The sequence below is a fragment of the Microcoleus sp. POL10_C6 genome (assembly GCF_036701585.1).
In the GTDB taxonomy this organism is placed as follows: Bacteria; Cyanobacteriota; Cyanobacteriia; order Cyanobacteriales; family Microcoleaceae; genus Microcoleus.
In genome coordinates, this window is the sequence record NZ_JAUBRB010000020.1 from 77,954 (window position 1) to 92,670 (window position 14,717).

Sequence of the window (14,717 nt, forward strand, 5' to 3'; positions counted from 1 at the left end):
GTTTGGTTTCACGTTATCTAGTGATTTATAAGCAAGGACGTGACAGGCTCAACCCAACCTACAGCGAGGGGCGATCGCTACCAGCAATCTCATTCAAGAAACGCTCACGACAGTTTTGCAGAAATTAAGCCTTCTAAATTGATTGAGTTGCGACGTTCTTTAACGGATTTAAATGATGCTGTCACCCAAATTGCTCGAAGTGGCAATTTGGAGAAAGCCAATCAAGTACGCGATCGGGTGGTTCAGGTAAAACGTGATATTTACAAGCTGCTTGCAGAGCAGTAAGCAGGGGGTAGTTATGTCAAACGTAACGAATTGCTTAACTTGCGGTGCTGTCCAAGGTGTTATCCAGCACATCTGACGTTGAATACATAGTTATGCCGCTCAGTCCTCGGTTGGGACGCAACCTGAAGGTTATCTCTGAGGCAACACTGAGAGGTACGGCTATCCGCACCTTCGAGTAGTACATATGCAGGGATTTGAAAGCTAGTATTTCAAAAATACTACATTTAACGTCAATGTGCTTAATAAAAACGCTAGATGTAGCACATCCCTTGAATTTTAATTTACCTAGAAAAGCATGGCTAAAACGGTTAACGAAGCCTTCAGCATTTTCTTAAGAGATTATGTCAATCTTGATCCAGATGAAACTCAACGAGCTAGAATTAGTCGAAATTGGCTATTATCTCAAATTCATCTATTCCCCAGTAAAGACGTAAGCTTCCCAAGCTTGTATTCAGAAAAGGACATTTTTTTCGGTTCTTTTGCCAGACGTACCAAAAAAAGGGAACTTGATGACATTGACATAATGATTGCTCTGGGTGCCGAAGGAGGGGTTTATCACGAGTTCATAAACAAGATTGAGATTTACGTCTCCGAGTCTACTTATAAACTGAAAGCACTGTGTTTTGACAACACAAACACTCTTAGTTCACGAAAAGTTATCAACAAGTTTATCAATCTTCTCAATCAAGTTCCACAATATAAAAAAGCTGAAGATATTGAACGTAACAAGGAGGCTGCGACTCTTAAATTAAGAAGCTATCCTTGGACGTTCGACCTTGTACCTTGCTTTATTACACAAAAGGACTGGTTCAACAAGGATTATTATCTTATTCCTGATGGTCAGGGACATTGGAAAAAGACTGATCCAAGAATTGACAGAAATCGAGTTACTGATATTAATCGACTTCACAACGGCAATGTATTGAATGCAATCAGATTGATGAAATATTGGAACAAAAGATTAACTATGCCATCAATGTCTTCATATCTAATTGAAAACATGATTCTAGATTTCTACTCTAAACAGGACACAAAAGCATCTGGATATCTGGATTTAGAAGTTCCTGGTATCTTGCAATACATTCATACTGCAATTTTTTATCCGGTTGACGATCCTAAAGGAATTCAGGGCAATATTAATCAACTAAGCCGTGAGAATCAAGATAAAATCTCCAAAAGAGCAGCTCTTGATTATTTGAGAGCTACAAAAGCTAGAGCTTTAGAAGATGACGGTGATCACGAGCTTTCTATTGCAAAATGGGGCGAAATCTTTGGATTAAATTTTCCAATTTATACTTGAGCAACCATCTCAGTTAAAGATTTAGATAATTACCCATGAATAATATTCCTCAAGAACAAAATCTTCAACGTAAGTTAGAGCTATTATCTGCACAGCGTCAACTTTATTCTGACGCAAAAAACTTACAAATAATCAGCCTTATCATTAGTGTACCAATAGTGATTGCATGGTCGATCTTGGTTGCTCTATTTCCTGCTCTCGCTGTCTATGCTGCTTTGTGGGGAATTATTGCTACATTCCTGGAACTTCTCGTATTTTCACGGTTACAAAAATCTATCCAGGAGAAAGCTGCAAAGATTCAACAGCTATTTGACTGTGAGATTCTTCAGTTCAATTGGGCCAGGCTAAACTGTGGATTTCGTGTTGAGCCAGAAACGATTATTGATGCTTCTAATAGATATAAACGTAAAAATATAGACTTTACGAAACTCCAGGATTGGTATCCAGTTAGTGTTGGGCAGTTGCCAATTCATCAAGCACGAATTATTTGTCAACGTTCTAACGTTAGGTGGGATGCTCAATTGCGTCGCCGTTACTCTAAATGGATAATCATTATTTTGGTTTCTTTGACAATGATTGTTCTTCTGATCGGTTTGATTGGAGGCTTAACCCTTGAAAAGTTCCTACTGGCTGTTCTAGTTCCATTAATTCCAGCTTTCGTCTTTGGATTACGTCAATACACTGAACATAACGAAGCTGCTACCAGACTTGATCGGCTGAGAGAAAACGCAGAGGTACTTGTCCAAGAGGTAATCAGTGGAAGGTACACTCCGCAAGACCTGGAGAGAGAATCATACAGCTTGCAAACGCAAATTTATGATAATCGGCGGCGCAGTCCACTTATTATGGACTGGCTTTATTCACGATTGAGGAACAAAGATGAGGAACAAATGAATAAAGTTGCTGAATCTTTAGTTCAGCAATTGACGCAAAACCCTTGACACAGTTGATTGGCACGGTATAATAAACACGCTGCACTGCAACGTTCCAAAATGGTTGGTTGCCTTGCTAAGATCAAGATCATCTGCGTTCGGTAAGCACGCCCGTTATGAAGCAGTGCTGCACGGGGCATGAATACAAAATAGTGCGTCTGTAGTACCTCTTATGAATACTGATTCGTTATATCAACAAATAGAAGATGAGTTCCAACGGCATCTAGTGGATTGTCATGATTCCAAACGAGCGCACTTCGACCTTGCTGACTACTATTATGAAAAAGCAAATATACTCTACTATTTCCAGTCATTCGGACTCACCGTCATAACAGCTTGGTTGTTGAGCACTCAATTCGAGGGTTTTCTTCCTAAAGATAATTCAATAGTAAGGGCAACTCCTACGGTTTTAGCTATTATTGTATCTGTGTTGACAATCATTGAACACGTTTTTCGATTCAAAGATAAGGCTGTTACTCATGAACAGGCAGCCAAGAGATACCATACGCTCTGGAGAGCCTGCAAGAATTGGAAAACAGATTTTCCAGATAACTCAACATTAGAACAAGCTAGACTGGTAGTTCAAAAATACCGAGAGCAATTGAACGATATCAACCGCGACGCACCTCATTTGTCATCAGTGCTCTGGCGAAAGATTGAGAAAATGAGAGCAAAAGTTGGTAACAAAGATGTGTCGAAATACTCGTTTGAAGAAGAGGAAAAACGACATGATATCTACCGTTAAAAAAATAGTTCAGCACTTAGATGGATTAAAGTGTATATGGGCTATTGTGGGTGGTTGCAATCTATATTTGAGAGATTGCCTGCCATCTACTAGCGATATTGATATTATTACAAGCCACGACGGTGCAGTATTGATTTTTGGCAGACTAGAGAAATATGCAAAAGGAAAAATATCTCACTCCGAGGCGGAAAACGTCAGATCCGACTTTTTTCAAGCTGTTATAGATGACTGCACTATTGAAGTTATGGGCAACCCTGAGAATAAGATCAATGGCAGGTGGGTTATAAATACTGGCTGGATGTCCAATGTCGAACACATTTTTGTCGGGAATATGTTGGTGCCAGTGACTACACTTGATTACGAAAAACGTATCAATCAAGAGTTGGATAACTGGACCAGAGTTAAAGATATTCAAGACTGCATAACAATTTCAATGCACGGAACAAACTCAAGTAATAAATAAACTGCAAAGAGTATCTGTGTCCGGTGATTGGGGCTGCCAACAATCAGAGGAGAATTGCTGCGAGATATCGAAGGGTGCAATCATTGTTCCGTGATCGCCCGATCGTTCTGCGCTTCTCGATCATCACCCTTGTCGTTTCAGTCTTGCTGTTAATCTCTGCGGTAGCAGGTGCTATTAACTTCGACTGTTTGATATTGCTGAATGTAGCGATCGAACTCTTTGCGAGGCGGTAGGTGGTGGATAAAGCACATCTTCCCAATGGTCGTAACTCGAATTTGAAGTGCCGATGTGAAAATTTATCGCTTTTTTACTCCAACCAGACTATGTTTGTGTTTGAATTTAAGTGTAGTCAGCCCGCCTCGCTACCGCACCAGGCTCGGAGCGCTCAAGTATCGTTTCCTCAAAAACACAGTTATGTACATCTCCCGTTTCCAGTTACTTAATTACAAATCCTTCCAGGATTCTGGGGTATTAGAATTCCAACCTGGCATCAACATTATTGTGGGAGCCAACAATTCAGGAAAAACAGCGCTGCTGAAAGCTTTGAGCCTGAGCTTTGAGACAAGCCCGCACCGCACTATCGAAACGTTCCCGCAACCCAATTCAACGCCGAACCGAGAATCTACCGCTAAATTAACTTTAATCTTCACAAAAGCAGAAATTCATCGCCTCTTCGATGATTTATCAGCAGACTGCTATGTAGAATTATCTTCTACTCGCGATTCGTTCTTATCCCCATCCGAAGTGCTTGTTTTATTCCAAAATTGGATGGACAATCCCAATGATGTAGAGTTAAGTGTTTCAAAATTAACGGCTAATTCAGTAAACCGGGATAACATTTCAATCAAAGATTTAGATCCGGCTATTGAATTAACATACTACCAACCAAGCAAAACATGGTCGGGATTTTCAAGGAACCGAAACATAAATCTTATTAAAAAAGACGAAAGCGGTCGTTTTACATTTTACCAAGAAACTAATGAAATAGACTCTAACTATACAAGTGAAGATTTTTTCGTAACACTTTTTCACAAATTCAGAAACTGCGTTTCCCAACTTCAAGCCCAGCGGTTCATTGGAAAATGCTCTGTGGGAAACAATGAAGAGCTTAATCCAAGGGCTTCAAACCTAGCCGAAGTTATTCATTTATTAGAGTCGCGAGGTAAAGAAGAGCTGTACGAGCGTTTCAATGACTATGTTTCTACCATGTTTCCTCAGTTCGCGTCAGTTTCAACTCAAATTCTCTCGAAGCAGCACTCTCGGGAACCCAACCCTGTTGAAATATTGCTTTGGCCCGCAAAAGCCGCCGAAAGCAAGAGAAAGGATTTGGCATTTTCCTTGTCAGACTGCGGGACTGGCACCGGTCAAGTGCTGGCGATTCTTTACGCGATACTGGCTTCCCCAGAATCCAGACCGATTATTATTGACGAACCCCAATCTTATTTGCATCCAGGCGCTGCCAAGAAGCTGATACAAATCCTCAAAGAGTTTCCGCAACACCAGTATTTTATTACCACTCATTCGGCCCAGATTATTGCTGCTGCCAATCCCTCAACTATCGTGAAGCTTCGATATGAGGATGGCGAAACCCAAGCATCAACGATGAATGCCGGAGATATTAGGGAACAGCGCTCTCTTTTAGCTGAACTGGGAGTGAGTTTGTCTGACGTTTTCGGTGCGGACAGCATCCTCTGGGTGGAAGGGCCGACCGAGGAGCAGTGCTTTCCGCTCATATTGTCCAAGCTAGCTCCAAAACTCTTGACAGGAACTAAAATTGTCAGCATCAAAAACACGGGTGATTTATTGGGAAAGAAAGCTCACTTTGTTGATGTTATGTTTGACCTATACCAACGGCTCAGCGGTGGGAATAATTTGTACCCTCCTGCTGTTGGATTTGTGTTTGACCAGGAAAATAGGACTAAACAGGATCTCGCGGATTTGCAGAAAAGAAGCTCGGAAGCAGTTCATTTTCTAGAAAGGTGTATGTATGAAAATTACCTGCTGCATCCCGATGCTATAGCAGCCGTTCTCAATCAAGACGATGCGGGACGAGAACACGATCTTACCAGCGAAGCTGTTCGAGAAAGGCTGGAAAGCAATAAAGATAAGTTGAAGGAGAAGAAGGATTGTTTCTCTAAAGATGCTACTCCAGAGGAGCTATCAAATCCCCAATACGTTGACAAAAATATTAACGCAGCCAAACTGCTCGATGTGCTGTTTGCCGAGTTATCGTTCGCGCGGGTCAAGTTTAGGAAAACCAAACACTCAATCATGCTTACAGAATGGTTGCTTGAAAATAACCCCGATAGCTTTGCTGAATTAGTCGAGTTTTTGCGAGGTATCCTTGATGCGGGTAACGCAACGGTGTCTTGACGCGAGTGCGATCGCCACCAACACCTCAATTTTTGGGAAACTAAACCCAAACCAAAACCTCAAAACCTCCGCCATGCCCAAAATTCATGAGTGCGATCGCATATCAACGCTTAAGACGCTCTTTAACAACTGTTTCGCTGGTAATGTTTGGGGGGGTATCGTTTTCTTGCTCAATCAGCCGACAGATTGTGCTACCACAGATGACATTGTTCGGTGTGGTTGACTCTTCTTCAACCAAAGCCTCAATCTTTGAATACCGATTAGCCAAATCCTGGCGAAATTCAACCATTTCCTCAATACGGCACTCCAACTCATCTAGATGCTGCTTTACTATTGCCTTAAGGCTTGCACAGGGAGGAATACCTTGGGCGCTGATGTCAATGAGCTTTTTGATCTCATCTAGGGAAAGTCCGAAGTGCTTAGCTTTTTGAATAAACCGCAGACGTTCTAACGCTTCTTCTGAATAGATACGATATTGTGACTGTGTTCGCTCAGGTGGCTTGAGTAGTCCCAAGCGTTCGTAATAGCGAATCGTTTGAGTGGGGAGATTTACTTGCTTGCCCAAATCACCTATCAATAGACCTTGTTTCACTTTCGTACCATCTCCTTTGTTGTGGTGATGGGGAAAGATAGTTTCCTTCCCCATACTTGCTCTATCATTGCCCAATGCCAGCAGCCACAAGTGCTTCGCGGGATACTGGAGTCTGGTTGGAGCAGCACTCAGCAAGCTTGCCATTTACAACAACAGCAGGGACGCGGTGAATGCCGTACTGGTTTGCTTTCTCACGGCACTCATTAGTAGCGCAACCCTCGCGTAGGTCGTACACCTGCACCTCGCAGTTCGGGCAGGCTAACTCCCTCACCAACTTAACGGTTTCATCACACAAGGGACACCCAGCAGTGAAGACTTCGACTATACGTTTGGCCATTCTCTTAACCTTTTTTGAAGAGTTATAAGAGTAGCTTAAACCTTGAACCTGACTTCAATGTCAAGGGGATGGGAAACTTTTTTTACAGCGCTAGCAAAAAGTGAATTGTTGATAAACGCTCTATATGCCCATACCCGCATAAAAATATATGCTTGAAGGGAGGGAAATTGTAGGCTGACCAAACCCAGCTCCCTGAAATCGAGTAGAGAGTCAAGTAGAAAAGTCAACATCATTCTTCAGGCATATTTACTCGATTTTTTGAATTTAGGTCTTGACTCTCTAGTCAGGTGGAGAGTTTAGTATGGACTTAGTTCTAAGAAAATTAGTCACTCAATTGAGGATAAAGATGAGTATGCTCACACTTGCTAAAACAGTAATCGGTGGAACTATAGCTGGCTTAACGTTGTTAGCTTTGACAGCTAATTCCTCGTTTGCAGACACTCACAACCAGACTGCTAGTCAAACAATAGCGCAAACCAATCAGGCTCCGCAGCAGCCTACTGAAGGCGGATGTAGCTGTTGCAAGAATATGATGAACAATATGCCTGGGATGACAGGAAATCAAAGCAACCCCTCCAGATAGACAGTTATTGCGCTCGGGCGATCGACTAGACCCCCTTCCCACGCCGGAATAACCGCCCCATAAGCTAAAAACGGCGTTGCTGAATCAGGGTATGAATCAACTTTTCGCTTGATGTTACAGAACTCACCATACTTGGCTTATAGCAATTGGGAAATCTTGAATTCATACTTGTATTCAGCAACGCCCGAAATCCCTCCGGTGCATTGGGATTGCCCAGAATGCGGATGGATGAATGATTCGGTTTGAGGCGATGGTTCGCAACGATAATTATCAGCAACGGGAAAACACTCGCTCGACACCCCAATTGGAAGTGCAGCCGACTAATCCCCCAACAAACACCCAAAACGCGCCTAGAGGCCACACACTTAACACCACAAACTCATGCGGCCACGATTGCCACAAGCGAAACATGATTGCAGCGATCATGGTTGGTAAGAATATTTTGCCAACAGTTGCTTCACCGATCGTTGAACCCCGGTACATTCCCCGGCAACAGGCGATCGGCATCAATTACAAAAACTGCATTTCTATTGGGCATTTGAAAGCTCCTATGGCTAGGGTAAAGTTCAACTGGTCAATGTTATCTAAGCTTGTTAGGTCAGCCACACTGCCTAAACCCAAATCGGACGTTTAATGGCTGACAGCAGAGCCGAGAACTGTTGAAGCATTCTTGGGTGCTATGACCTAGATAACGTAGTTCTCAAGGAACTTAGACGGGTCAACTACAGACTTTTGCAAGCCCTCACTAGAATCTATGATTTAGTGCTGGGTCGTTGACTAAATTGTTCCTAGTTTCCGAAAATCAGGGATTGGTCGTTGGTCAAGGCATTGATAAAGGTGGAGGCAGAACTCATGAACATTTACCCATTCCGATCGAGCAGGCAGAATCTGAATTGCCAAAGCCTCTGCACCCAAGAAAATCTCTTTGACTTTGACCAAATCTATCCAAGTTGGAACTGATTTTTTACGAGACAGTGAGAGATGAACCCACGAATTGCCGTCTTTTTCGATTGAACAAGAAATTATTACAATCAAACCGTCACGACTTTTATAAGCTCCGCCATCATCACCGATCGCCTGCACTGACCAATTACACGGCAACTCTTCAGCAGTGGGGGGATTCCATTTAACAGTTGTAGATTTCATGAGACTGCCGGGAGCGACCCGGCAATGCGCTGATTAATTAGTAAGAAATTCCGCTGGGGGGTAGATGTGAACTAACGACAGGACTGACTAAATCGCATTCAGATTCAGTAATTGCCTGATAAATTTCACTCAGTGCCTGAATAGCATCCGCCAAACGTAGTTCATTCTGTGTAACAAAATTCTCGCTCTGTTCGATCGCCTGATACTCTGGCTGGTTCTGCAAAAGTCGCAGAGTTTCTTCAGTGCCAGCAAGGATTAACTTGATTTGTTCGACTGACATTGCCATAAATCTCATTCCTTAACTGATTAAAGTCATTAACTCAAAGCGAAGCATTCAAACTTAATCACGATAGAGCTTAACCGGGACGATCGAATTAATCTGAGCCTCTTCAGAAATACGATTCTCTTCAGCTAAGCGTTGTTCAGCAGCCGATCGAGTATCAAACAAATAAGCATCTTCAAATTCTTGAGTCCATCTTCCTAGCTCGACCCACCAATAAACGATGCCATATTCAGTAGCATGACCAACCCAATAACTCGCCTGAACAATCGCAAACTTGATGTCAAACTTAGACCGAGGGTTAGGTAGAGACATAATTTAAGACCGGGAGCGACCCGGCAATCCTGCTATTCACTAGACAATTGATAAGCAAATACCAAGCACAGGATGAAATTGCTTTCTAATCCTATGCCTTCCCAACGGCTATTCTTGACTCCAACAATGTGACGGCATTGCTTAAGCCATTCAACACCGCCTCGTTTGGTAATTTCTTCAAACAGTCGTGGATGCTGTTGTAATTTACAGACTATGATTTCCGTCATAATCTCGATCGATTCCTGCAAATCACGACTTTTGTGCTTTTGATATGCAGCTTCAGCATCAGGAAAATTCACGTCTCTGAATACTACCGGGTAGCGCTTTTTGATGTTGCCCTTTCGGAAAGCTAGCTCTGTGGGATTGGTCAAAGCTGCACCAATTCCCATATCAGAGCCAGACCAAATATTAATGCCTTCCATCTACTTATCAGCTCCAACTAGATAGACTGAGCGATTTGATAGGCTTGTTGATAGAGTGGATCATTACTCTTTGGCTGCTGACCTTCTTTTTGATCGCTGACGGCTAAAACTACCTTGATTTTCTGAGTTTCAATCTCTGAAGGTAGTTTCTGATTATGATAGTAATAGTTGGCAGAAGTCTGGAAAAAGGTAGGGAGATCGGCTTCATATTTCAGAAATCGAACTAATTGTTCTAAGTTCATAGCATTGAAAGAAACAACACTACCTTACAGCGAAGCATTACTGAAGAATTACTGTGACTTTTGGCGGTTGCCTTCTAGTTCTTCAATTTGAATGCCGATCGGATAGGACTCTTCATCGTATTCACGCCCGATATTGGTCAACATCGGTTTGTCCAGTTTCAGTTCCTTGAACACCAGTAAACAAAGGAGTGGTCAAAGCTGTTACGAGGATCAAAGCTGTTGTGACGGTCAGAACCATGTGTTGTCTTTTTATGGAAATACCTAAAATGGTTTACTGGAACTGGAATAACTTATTTGAGCAAGCTGTTGATTTAAAGCCACAAATCGCCTACTTGAATCAGAGCTCGATCGGCTTCAAGTTTCTGTCTTAGAGAACGGACATGGTATCGTCCGTGAACAGAAGGACTAGAACAAATCACCAGGTTTTCTGGCGAGTTATTAGATATGTCCTCGTCCAGGTGATGAACAACTTCACCGGGCCTGAGCTTACGATTGATGTTTTGTTCCGCCACCACCCGATGCAGATACACTGTTTTATAGTTCATAGTGTTGTTGATTGAAGTAAACGGGAAATACGGCTAGCGCTTTGCTCAAATCGAATGGTTCAACTTCAGTTTGCTGACGGATTTCTTCAAGCCAAACAACATCGAGGGCAAATATTCCAGCAATTCTGGATATCAGCCAGTCATACTCACTCGATCGCACATCGACTCGGTTATTTTCTATTTTTGAGAGCAGGCAGCGGTCGATCGTCTGAAAATTGTCTGACGGTACAATCAGCAATTTACACAAGTCTTTCTGGCTAAAACCGTGCTGTTGTCGAGCATTCTTAAGGGTTCTGCCTAGCGTTATCAGGCTATGGTCGTACATGATAAGAATCTGGGAGCGACCCAGAAATACGCTCTTAACTTGGAAGTGTTAAAACACCAAATTGGGTATTTGCTAACTCAAGAACTTTCTGAATTAACTCATCTCTTTTGGCATCAAATTCTGCATGAGGCATTTTGACATACCGATAAACGTCGGAACTTGACCATCGGCTTTCAGCATCGTCGTAGGCTTGATCTCCACTCATTACCACAATTTCAATTGAGGTAGTTTTCGGCCATCTAGTAATTTGTAGATGATACTCGCTCCAATCATCGTGACTATGAAGCAGGCAACTTTGTTTGGTATATTGGATTGATTTACCATCTTTGCTTTGCCAAGTGCCATGTTCTGTCTCAAATGCTGTCATTATTTAATCCTCCATCTCATACCCTCACAGCGAAGCAAAATCTTACTTTTTACTAGAAACATTACTAGAAACAAATAACAGAAACATTCCTAGAAACATTACTAGAAACGGGAAACAAGAAACAGTTATTATACAGACCACCAATTTAAAGTCTGAATCAATTGGGTAGCTTTGTTAACTACCTGAGTGACGATCGATTTAGTAATAACCTGAGTATTTGATAAACCTAAATCAGAAACAGCGTCAAGACAAGCACTTTCCCAAGCACTTTCCTTGGTTAGAAAGAGTTTGATTGGAGTTAAGCCGATCGTCACATACTTTTGTCGAGAGAAGCAAATCAATTTCTCTGCTTTGCCAGTTAAAAATTGGGGGGCAACGACTTCATGATTGACCTCACAAGGTACAAGCTGACCTTCACAGAGCCATGAAGCTTCTTCAATTACAGTACAGATTCTGAGTTTTTTTTCGACTTCAGGAGGGATTAAAAAATCTGGGTTGTGCATAATACGAACTGCTAAATCACTACTTAAGGGCGAAGCTGATAATGTTCGCTAAGTAAAGAATAGCGTTAAAATAGAATAATATTGAGTTTCAAAGTGAGGAAATATGGGTGAAGCGAAACGGAGACGACAAAAAGCAGTAGGATTTGGATTTAAACCTGAGTCTGAAAGTTTAATTATTGGATGCTATCTTGCTCCAGCAGTAATAAGCGATCGACATACAGTTTACTTAGGAATCAGAAGAAAGAACTCTAACATAGTAAGCAGTAAACCGTTGTCAGTTCATACCAAGGTAACAGATGCTTTCCAAGTTCTGACAGACTGCAACGAACTCTTGAAGAAATGCTGTTTCTCAGTGAACCAATCAGATGAAAAACTTTTTGAGTTATTCAAGGAAATGCTACTGTCTGAGTACGGAAATCATAGTGAGCAAGGCGATCGATATCAAGTATCAGGGAACATAGATGCTTTCTATGCCTGGATGAACCAAGGCAACTACCGAGATAAGAATAATCCACCGCCAGGGGTGACAATTACCCATTTAACATCGGTAGTTAGGAAACGCTACAGAGTTTTTAGCACTCCGATGAAAGAAGAATCAGCTAAATTCTATGGAAATCCCGAAGATAACTCGGTATTTCATGTAGGCGAAAGCTTCGATAGTCCCATTGCCGGAACCCAAAACGAAATGTTTGTCTGGCAAAGTTATGTAACGGCAGCATTCTTCGCTGATTACCTGAATGATCATGATCAAGATTCCCTGAGCGCTGAAGATGCCCACAGACTGACTCATGAGGTACAAGATTTCATGAATCAGGAGCGTTCTCCGGGAGTTACATTACAACGCGCTTGACGGGGCGCTACTCCCGTCACTGCGCTGCTGAGTTTATACCTTGGGTATACTTCGGCTATACCCAAGGCACGGGGTTTCATTACCAATTCATCATCCTGCAAACAGATTGCCAATCCCGATCGATTTCTTCAGCAGTGAGATGGGCGACGGCACCCGCTAAGGAAGCTGTAGTGCCAAGATAAACGCCCTCTCTGTCGAATCGGAATTTATCTTCAAGTTGACATTCAGCTTGTCCGATAGCTCCCGCAAAATCATCCTGTTCTGGCGGGGGGCAGTTAACGATCCAAACCGCTTGAGCTGGATCAGGCTTGGGCTTCCCTGCCAGAGACATCATCAAAGTTTTTAAAGTTGCCATTGTTCTCCTTAAACAGTTTGTAATTGAATAGCTTCCAAATAGTCAGATAAGCGGTCAAATGGCTGAAGGTTGGTAACGGAAATTTCGACAGTATCGCCGTGGATGTCGGCAGCCGGAAGAAAGCCCAAAAGTTTGACCTTTTCTACTGACCCCGGTAATTCAACAAAGATATAAGCAATGCGATCGTCTTGGGCTGGAACAATAATTCGTGTTTCTCCTTCATCAATTCGGCAGCATTGAATTTTTCCGATTCCGGGCAACATCAAGTCAGCCAATTCTAAAGCTGATTCAATTCCCACAGTCCAATCATCATCTTTATCTATCAGGGTTTCAAAGTTCATCCGCCCTAGAAGATAATTCACTGCCCACACTGTCATTGTATTGTAGAAAATTTTCAGCCCATGTTGTAGGTTTGCTTGTTCTGAGGCATAACCTAAAGCTAAATTGTAGACTTGCTGGTCGATCGGGAATTCCATCAAATTGTCTTTCATTTTGTGTAATTGAGAAATCACACTCTGAAAGCGAAGCATTATTCCATTACTAAATCTTCAAATGAAGAGGCAATTAGTTCTTCTAAACTCTCTTCAAACCAAGGAAGCAAACTATGATAAATGCCTTGGCTTAACAATCTCGGCTCAATATTGCTATGAAATTTGCTCCTAATTACTTCTCTCTGATAGGCTAGCGAAATATCATAGTAAGTTTGGCAGTAGTAAACAAAGTTCAAGATTATTACTCTTCTGAGCTTTTCGGCTGACAGAATTTGTACTAAGTAGTTCATTGAATCACTTAAAGTTTTTCGGTTGCCTTTAGCCCATTCCCAATCTTGAACTTGAGAGAAGGTGATATAGCTGTAGCCTCCGCCGAAATACCATTTCCTTTTGCCGTACAACGTGTTTATGTAAGCAAGAAGTTGTTCACAAGCTAATCGCAAAGTATCTATTTTGCTCTTAGGGTATAACTGCCCACGCCCAACAAGATACCATCCCAAATCATCAGTCACTAAAGTATCGTTTAACATTGAAGAAACAGAAATTTTCCCAGCACTTTTAACTGTTGGGTCGATCGACTTATCCTGCAAAAACTGAATCATCAAATCGAAACCCGACTTACCATATTTGCAAGCTTCAGACGTAGCACCAATTTGGGATGCCAGATGACTTGATGCTAAACGGCTCCTGACACCGAATAGACCTCCGAGCACCGCAGCATCATCGATCGGAACTAAGACTTGATTGCCGAGTACCGCATCATATTCTCTAGGGTTTTGTTGGTCTAACATTATTTGCTACTTCGTGTTTTATTGATGTTGAAGCCAGTCATGCCCAGTGCTTCAACTAGAGCATGACGATGCGCTACGCGCCCGCAAGCTACGGGTGAATTTGTTGCTAGCGTGGCGTTAACGGATAAACTTTGCTTTCTTTTTTGACAATTTCTAGCTGTTGCTGAGTCAAAAGGCAGAAATCTTCAATTTGGATATTCCGTGCCACAATGAAAAGCTGTCCATGAAGAATAGTCCCATTAGGAAGAACTAAAGTTGGTTGACAACCTTTAAGCAAGAATTCGTCATCACACAGAATAGCGATCGACGGGTCACAATAGCACTGATAAACCGCTTCCAAAAATGCTTCTTTACCTGGAATTCCTACAAGCTTTTGAATTTCAGGCAGTTTTGGTATTTCAGTTACTTGTACTTCTTGAATTCCTGTTGAGTTAATTAAAGCGTAAAATCGTGGCATCTTGGCTCCTGTAAACGA

The 14,717-nt window shown here is 42.1% G+C and carries 25 protein-coding genes; 10 read left to right on the plus strand and 15 right to left on the minus strand.

What is annotated here, in order from left to right:
• Nucleotides 1-39 precede the first annotated feature (39 nt).
• From QUA34_RS13670 to QUA34_RS13700, 7 genes are all read left to right on the plus strand, one after another.
• Nucleotides 40-285, plus strand: a complete 246-nt coding sequence (locus tag QUA34_RS13670) for a hypothetical protein (RefSeq protein WP_333387306.1) — start codon at nucleotides 40-42, stop codon at nucleotides 283-285.
• Between the two features lie 295 nt (nucleotides 286-580).
• On the plus strand, nucleotides 581-1,585 hold the full coding sequence (locus QUA34_RS13675; protein ID WP_333341761.1) for a hypothetical protein: 1,005 nt from the start codon (nucleotides 581-583) through the stop codon (nucleotides 1,583-1,585).
• 35 nt (nucleotides 1,586-1,620) lie between these two features.
• On the plus strand, nucleotides 1,621-2,526 hold the full coding sequence (locus QUA34_RS13680) for an S-4TM family putative pore-forming effector (RefSeq protein ID WP_333341762.1): 906 nt from the start codon (nucleotides 1,621-1,623) through the stop codon (nucleotides 2,524-2,526).
• Between the two features lie 163 nt (nucleotides 2,527-2,689).
• Nucleotides 2,690-3,262 carry an SLATT domain-containing protein gene (locus QUA34_RS13685; protein ID WP_333341764.1) on the plus strand — a complete coding sequence of 191 codons (573 nt, stop codon included), beginning with the start codon at nucleotides 2,690-2,692 and terminating at the stop codon, nucleotides 3,260-3,262.
• The gene (locus QUA34_RS13690; RefSeq protein ID WP_333341765.1) at nucleotides 3,246-3,725 is read left to right on the plus strand and encodes a nucleotidyltransferase domain-containing protein; all 480 of its coding nucleotides are present in this window, start codon (nucleotides 3,246-3,248) and stop codon (nucleotides 3,723-3,725) included. The genes QUA34_RS13685 and QUA34_RS13690 overlap by 17 nt, the downstream gene beginning before the upstream one ends.
• Nucleotides 3,726-3,799: 74 nt before the next feature.
• A complete protein-coding gene (locus QUA34_RS13695) occupies nucleotides 3,800-3,958 on the plus strand; it encodes a hypothetical protein (RefSeq protein ID WP_333387311.1) in 159 nt (52 codons plus the stop codon).
• A gap of 181 nt (nucleotides 3,959-4,139) precedes the next feature.
• On the plus strand, nucleotides 4,140-6,098 hold the full coding sequence (locus QUA34_RS13700; RefSeq protein ID WP_333387314.1) for an AAA family ATPase: 1,959 nt from the start codon (nucleotides 4,140-4,142) through the stop codon (nucleotides 6,096-6,098).
• A gap of 103 nt (nucleotides 6,099-6,201) precedes the next feature.
• Here the strand turns inward: QUA34_RS13700 and QUA34_RS13705 are convergent, their stop codons facing one another.
• Together QUA34_RS13705 and QUA34_RS13710 are read right to left on the minus strand one after the other, a co-directional pair.
• Nucleotides 6,202-6,744, minus strand: a complete 543-nt coding sequence (locus tag QUA34_RS13705) for a heavy metal-responsive transcriptional regulator (RefSeq protein ID WP_333387317.1) — start codon at nucleotides 6,742-6,744, stop codon at nucleotides 6,202-6,204.
• 10 nt (nucleotides 6,745-6,754) lie between these two features.
• Entirely contained in the window at nucleotides 6,755-7,027 is a 273-nt protein-coding gene (locus QUA34_RS13710) for a thioredoxin family protein (protein ID WP_333041301.1), read from the minus strand.
• Nucleotides 7,028-7,373: 346 nt separating this feature from the next.
• Between QUA34_RS13710 and QUA34_RS13715 the strand changes: the two genes are divergently transcribed.
• Nucleotides 7,374-7,610, plus strand: coding sequence for a hypothetical protein (locus tag QUA34_RS13715; protein WP_333387320.1), 237 nt, complete (start codon nucleotides 7,374-7,376; stop codon nucleotides 7,608-7,610).
• A 232-nt stretch (nucleotides 7,611-7,842) separates the two neighbouring features.
• On the plus strand, nucleotides 7,843-8,244 hold the full coding sequence (locus QUA34_RS13720; protein ID WP_333387323.1) for a hypothetical protein: 402 nt from the start codon (nucleotides 7,843-7,845) through the stop codon (nucleotides 8,242-8,244).
• Between the two features lie 143 nt (nucleotides 8,245-8,387).
• Here QUA34_RS13720 and QUA34_RS13725 read toward each other — a convergent pair whose 3' ends face one another.
• The 9 genes from QUA34_RS13725 to QUA34_RS13765 form a co-directional block, all read right to left on the minus strand.
• Nucleotides 8,388-8,756: a DUF7694 domain-containing protein gene (locus QUA34_RS13725; protein WP_333387326.1), complete on the minus strand. Its 369-nt coding sequence runs from the start codon at nucleotides 8,754-8,756 to the stop codon at nucleotides 8,388-8,390.
• Between the two features lie 37 nt (nucleotides 8,757-8,793).
• Nucleotides 8,794-9,036 (minus strand): hypothetical protein, encoded by a 243-nt coding sequence (locus QUA34_RS13730; RefSeq protein ID WP_333387329.1) that lies wholly within the window; start codon nucleotides 9,034-9,036, stop codon nucleotides 8,794-8,796.
• 60 nt (nucleotides 9,037-9,096) lie between these two features.
• Nucleotides 9,097-9,351 carry a hypothetical protein gene (locus QUA34_RS13735; protein ID WP_333387333.1) on the minus strand — a complete coding sequence of 85 codons (255 nt, stop codon included), beginning with the start codon at nucleotides 9,349-9,351 and terminating at the stop codon, nucleotides 9,097-9,099.
• Between the two features lie 32 nt (nucleotides 9,352-9,383).
• Nucleotides 9,384-9,773 carry a hypothetical protein gene (locus QUA34_RS13740; protein WP_333041308.1) on the minus strand — a complete coding sequence of 130 codons (390 nt, stop codon included), beginning with the start codon at nucleotides 9,771-9,773 and terminating at the stop codon, nucleotides 9,384-9,386.
• 17 nt (nucleotides 9,774-9,790) lie between these two features.
• Nucleotides 9,791-10,015, minus strand: coding sequence for a hypothetical protein (locus QUA34_RS13745; protein ID WP_333387336.1), 225 nt, complete (start codon nucleotides 10,013-10,015; stop codon nucleotides 9,791-9,793).
• 311 nt (nucleotides 10,016-10,326) lie between these two features.
• Nucleotides 10,327-10,560 carry an HNH endonuclease gene (locus tag QUA34_RS13750; protein ID WP_333387339.1) on the minus strand — a complete coding sequence of 78 codons (234 nt, stop codon included), beginning with the start codon at nucleotides 10,558-10,560 and terminating at the stop codon, nucleotides 10,327-10,329.
• Nucleotides 10,550-10,885, minus strand: coding sequence for a hypothetical protein (locus QUA34_RS13755; protein ID WP_333387342.1), 336 nt, complete (start codon nucleotides 10,883-10,885; stop codon nucleotides 10,550-10,552). Before QUA34_RS13755 ends, QUA34_RS13750 begins: the two co-directional genes overlap by 11 nt.
• A 34-nt stretch (nucleotides 10,886-10,919) precedes the next feature.
• Nucleotides 10,920-11,252: a hypothetical protein gene (locus QUA34_RS13760; RefSeq protein WP_333342016.1), complete on the minus strand. Its 333-nt coding sequence runs from the start codon at nucleotides 11,250-11,252 to the stop codon at nucleotides 10,920-10,922.
• A gap of 128 nt (nucleotides 11,253-11,380) precedes the next feature.
• Nucleotides 11,381-11,755 carry a hypothetical protein gene (locus QUA34_RS13765; RefSeq protein ID WP_333387345.1) on the minus strand — a complete coding sequence of 125 codons (375 nt, stop codon included), beginning with the start codon at nucleotides 11,753-11,755 and terminating at the stop codon, nucleotides 11,381-11,383.
• 352 nt (nucleotides 11,756-12,107) lie between these two features.
• On the opposite strand from QUA34_RS13765, the gene QUA34_RS13770 reads away from it, so the two are divergent.
• A complete protein-coding gene (locus tag QUA34_RS13770) occupies nucleotides 12,108-12,605 on the plus strand; it encodes a hypothetical protein (RefSeq protein WP_333387348.1) in 498 nt (165 codons plus the stop codon).
• Between the two features lie 79 nt (nucleotides 12,606-12,684).
• On the opposite strand, the gene QUA34_RS13775 is transcribed toward QUA34_RS13770, so the two are convergent.
• The 4 genes from QUA34_RS13775 to QUA34_RS13790 all read right to left on the minus strand — a co-directional run bounded on the left by QUA34_RS13775 (nucleotide 12,685) and on the right by QUA34_RS13790 (nucleotide 14,699).
• Entirely contained in the window at nucleotides 12,685-12,960 is a 276-nt protein-coding gene (locus tag QUA34_RS13775) for a hypothetical protein (RefSeq protein WP_333041315.1), read from the minus strand.
• An 8-nt stretch (nucleotides 12,961-12,968) separates the two neighbouring features.
• Complete coding sequence (locus QUA34_RS13780; RefSeq protein WP_333387353.1) at nucleotides 12,969-13,451, minus strand: DUF1822 family protein; 483 nt, start codon at nucleotides 13,449-13,451, stop codon at nucleotides 12,969-12,971.
• 38 nt (nucleotides 13,452-13,489) lie between these two features.
• The gene (locus QUA34_RS13785; protein WP_333387356.1) at nucleotides 13,490-14,242 is read right to left on the minus strand and encodes a hypothetical protein; all 753 of its coding nucleotides are present in this window, start codon (nucleotides 14,240-14,242) and stop codon (nucleotides 13,490-13,492) included.
• Nucleotides 14,243-14,348: 106 nt separating this feature from the next.
• On the minus strand, nucleotides 14,349-14,699 hold the full coding sequence (locus QUA34_RS13790) for a DUF3846 domain-containing protein (protein ID WP_333387359.1): 351 nt from the start codon (nucleotides 14,697-14,699) through the stop codon (nucleotides 14,349-14,351).
• Nucleotides 14,700-14,717 lie beyond the last annotated feature (18 nt).

Excerpts from the sequence above, each read along its gene's own strand:
- QUA34_RS13675 (WP_333341761.1), top strand. The coding sequence starts at position 581 with ATGGCTAAAACGGTTAACGAAGCCTTCAGCATTTTCTTAAGAGATTAT.
- QUA34_RS13680 (WP_333341762.1), top strand. The coding sequence starts at position 1,621 with ATGAATAATATTCCTCAAGAACAAAATCTTCAACGTAAGTTAGAGCTA.
- QUA34_RS13685 (WP_333341764.1), top strand. The coding sequence starts at position 2,690 with ATGAATACTGATTCGTTATATCAACAAATAGAAGATGAGTTCCAACGG.
- QUA34_RS13690 (WP_333341765.1), top strand. The coding sequence starts at position 3,246 with ATGATATCTACCGTTAAAAAAATAGTTCAGCACTTAGATGGATTAAAG.
- QUA34_RS13700 (WP_333387314.1), top strand. The coding sequence starts at position 4,140 with ATGTACATCTCCCGTTTCCAGTTACTTAATTACAAATCCTTCCAGGAT.
- QUA34_RS13705 (WP_333387317.1), bottom strand. The coding sequence starts at position 6,744 with ATGGGGAAGGAAACTATCTTTCCCCATCACCACAACAAAGGAGATGGT.
- QUA34_RS13710 (WP_333041301.1), bottom strand. The coding sequence starts at position 7,027 with ATGGCCAAACGTATAGTCGAAGTCTTCACTGCTGGGTGTCCCTTGTGT.
- QUA34_RS13715 (WP_333387320.1), top strand. The coding sequence starts at position 7,374 with ATGAGTATGCTCACACTTGCTAAAACAGTAATCGGTGGAACTATAGCT.
- QUA34_RS13720 (WP_333387323.1), top strand. The coding sequence starts at position 7,843 with ATGATTCGGTTTGAGGCGATGGTTCGCAACGATAATTATCAGCAACGG.
- QUA34_RS13725 (WP_333387326.1), bottom strand. The coding sequence starts at position 8,756 with ATGAAATCTACAACTGTTAAATGGAATCCCCCCACTGCTGAAGAGTTG.
- QUA34_RS13730 (WP_333387329.1), bottom strand. The coding sequence starts at position 9,036 with ATGTCAGTCGAACAAATCAAGTTAATCCTTGCTGGCACTGAAGAAACT.
- QUA34_RS13735 (WP_333387333.1), bottom strand. The coding sequence starts at position 9,351 with ATGTCTCTACCTAACCCTCGGTCTAAGTTTGACATCAAGTTTGCGATT.
- QUA34_RS13740 (WP_333041308.1), bottom strand. The coding sequence starts at position 9,773 with ATGGAAGGCATTAATATTTGGTCTGGCTCTGATATGGGAATTGGTGCA.
- QUA34_RS13745 (WP_333387336.1), bottom strand. The coding sequence starts at position 10,015 with ATGAACTTAGAACAATTAGTTCGATTTCTGAAATATGAAGCCGATCTC.
- QUA34_RS13750 (WP_333387339.1), bottom strand. The coding sequence starts at position 10,560 with ATGAACTATAAAACAGTGTATCTGCATCGGGTGGTGGCGGAACAAAAC.
- QUA34_RS13755 (WP_333387342.1), bottom strand. The coding sequence starts at position 10,885 with ATGTACGACCATAGCCTGATAACGCTAGGCAGAACCCTTAAGAATGCT.
- QUA34_RS13760 (WP_333342016.1), bottom strand. The coding sequence starts at position 11,252 with ATGACAGCATTTGAGACAGAACATGGCACTTGGCAAAGCAAAGATGGT.
- QUA34_RS13765 (WP_333387345.1), bottom strand. The coding sequence starts at position 11,755 with ATGCACAACCCAGATTTTTTAATCCCTCCTGAAGTCGAAAAAAAACTC.
- QUA34_RS13775 (WP_333041315.1), bottom strand. The coding sequence starts at position 12,960 with ATGGCAACTTTAAAAACTTTGATGATGTCTCTGGCAGGGAAGCCCAAG.
- QUA34_RS13780 (WP_333387353.1), bottom strand. The coding sequence starts at position 13,451 with ATGAAAGACAATTTGATGGAATTCCCGATCGACCAGCAAGTCTACAAT.
- QUA34_RS13785 (WP_333387356.1), bottom strand. The coding sequence starts at position 14,242 with ATGTTAGACCAACAAAACCCTAGAGAATATGATGCGGTACTCGGCAAT.
- QUA34_RS13790 (WP_333387359.1), bottom strand. The coding sequence starts at position 14,699 with ATGCCACGATTTTACGCTTTAATTAACTCAACAGGAATTCAAGAAGTA.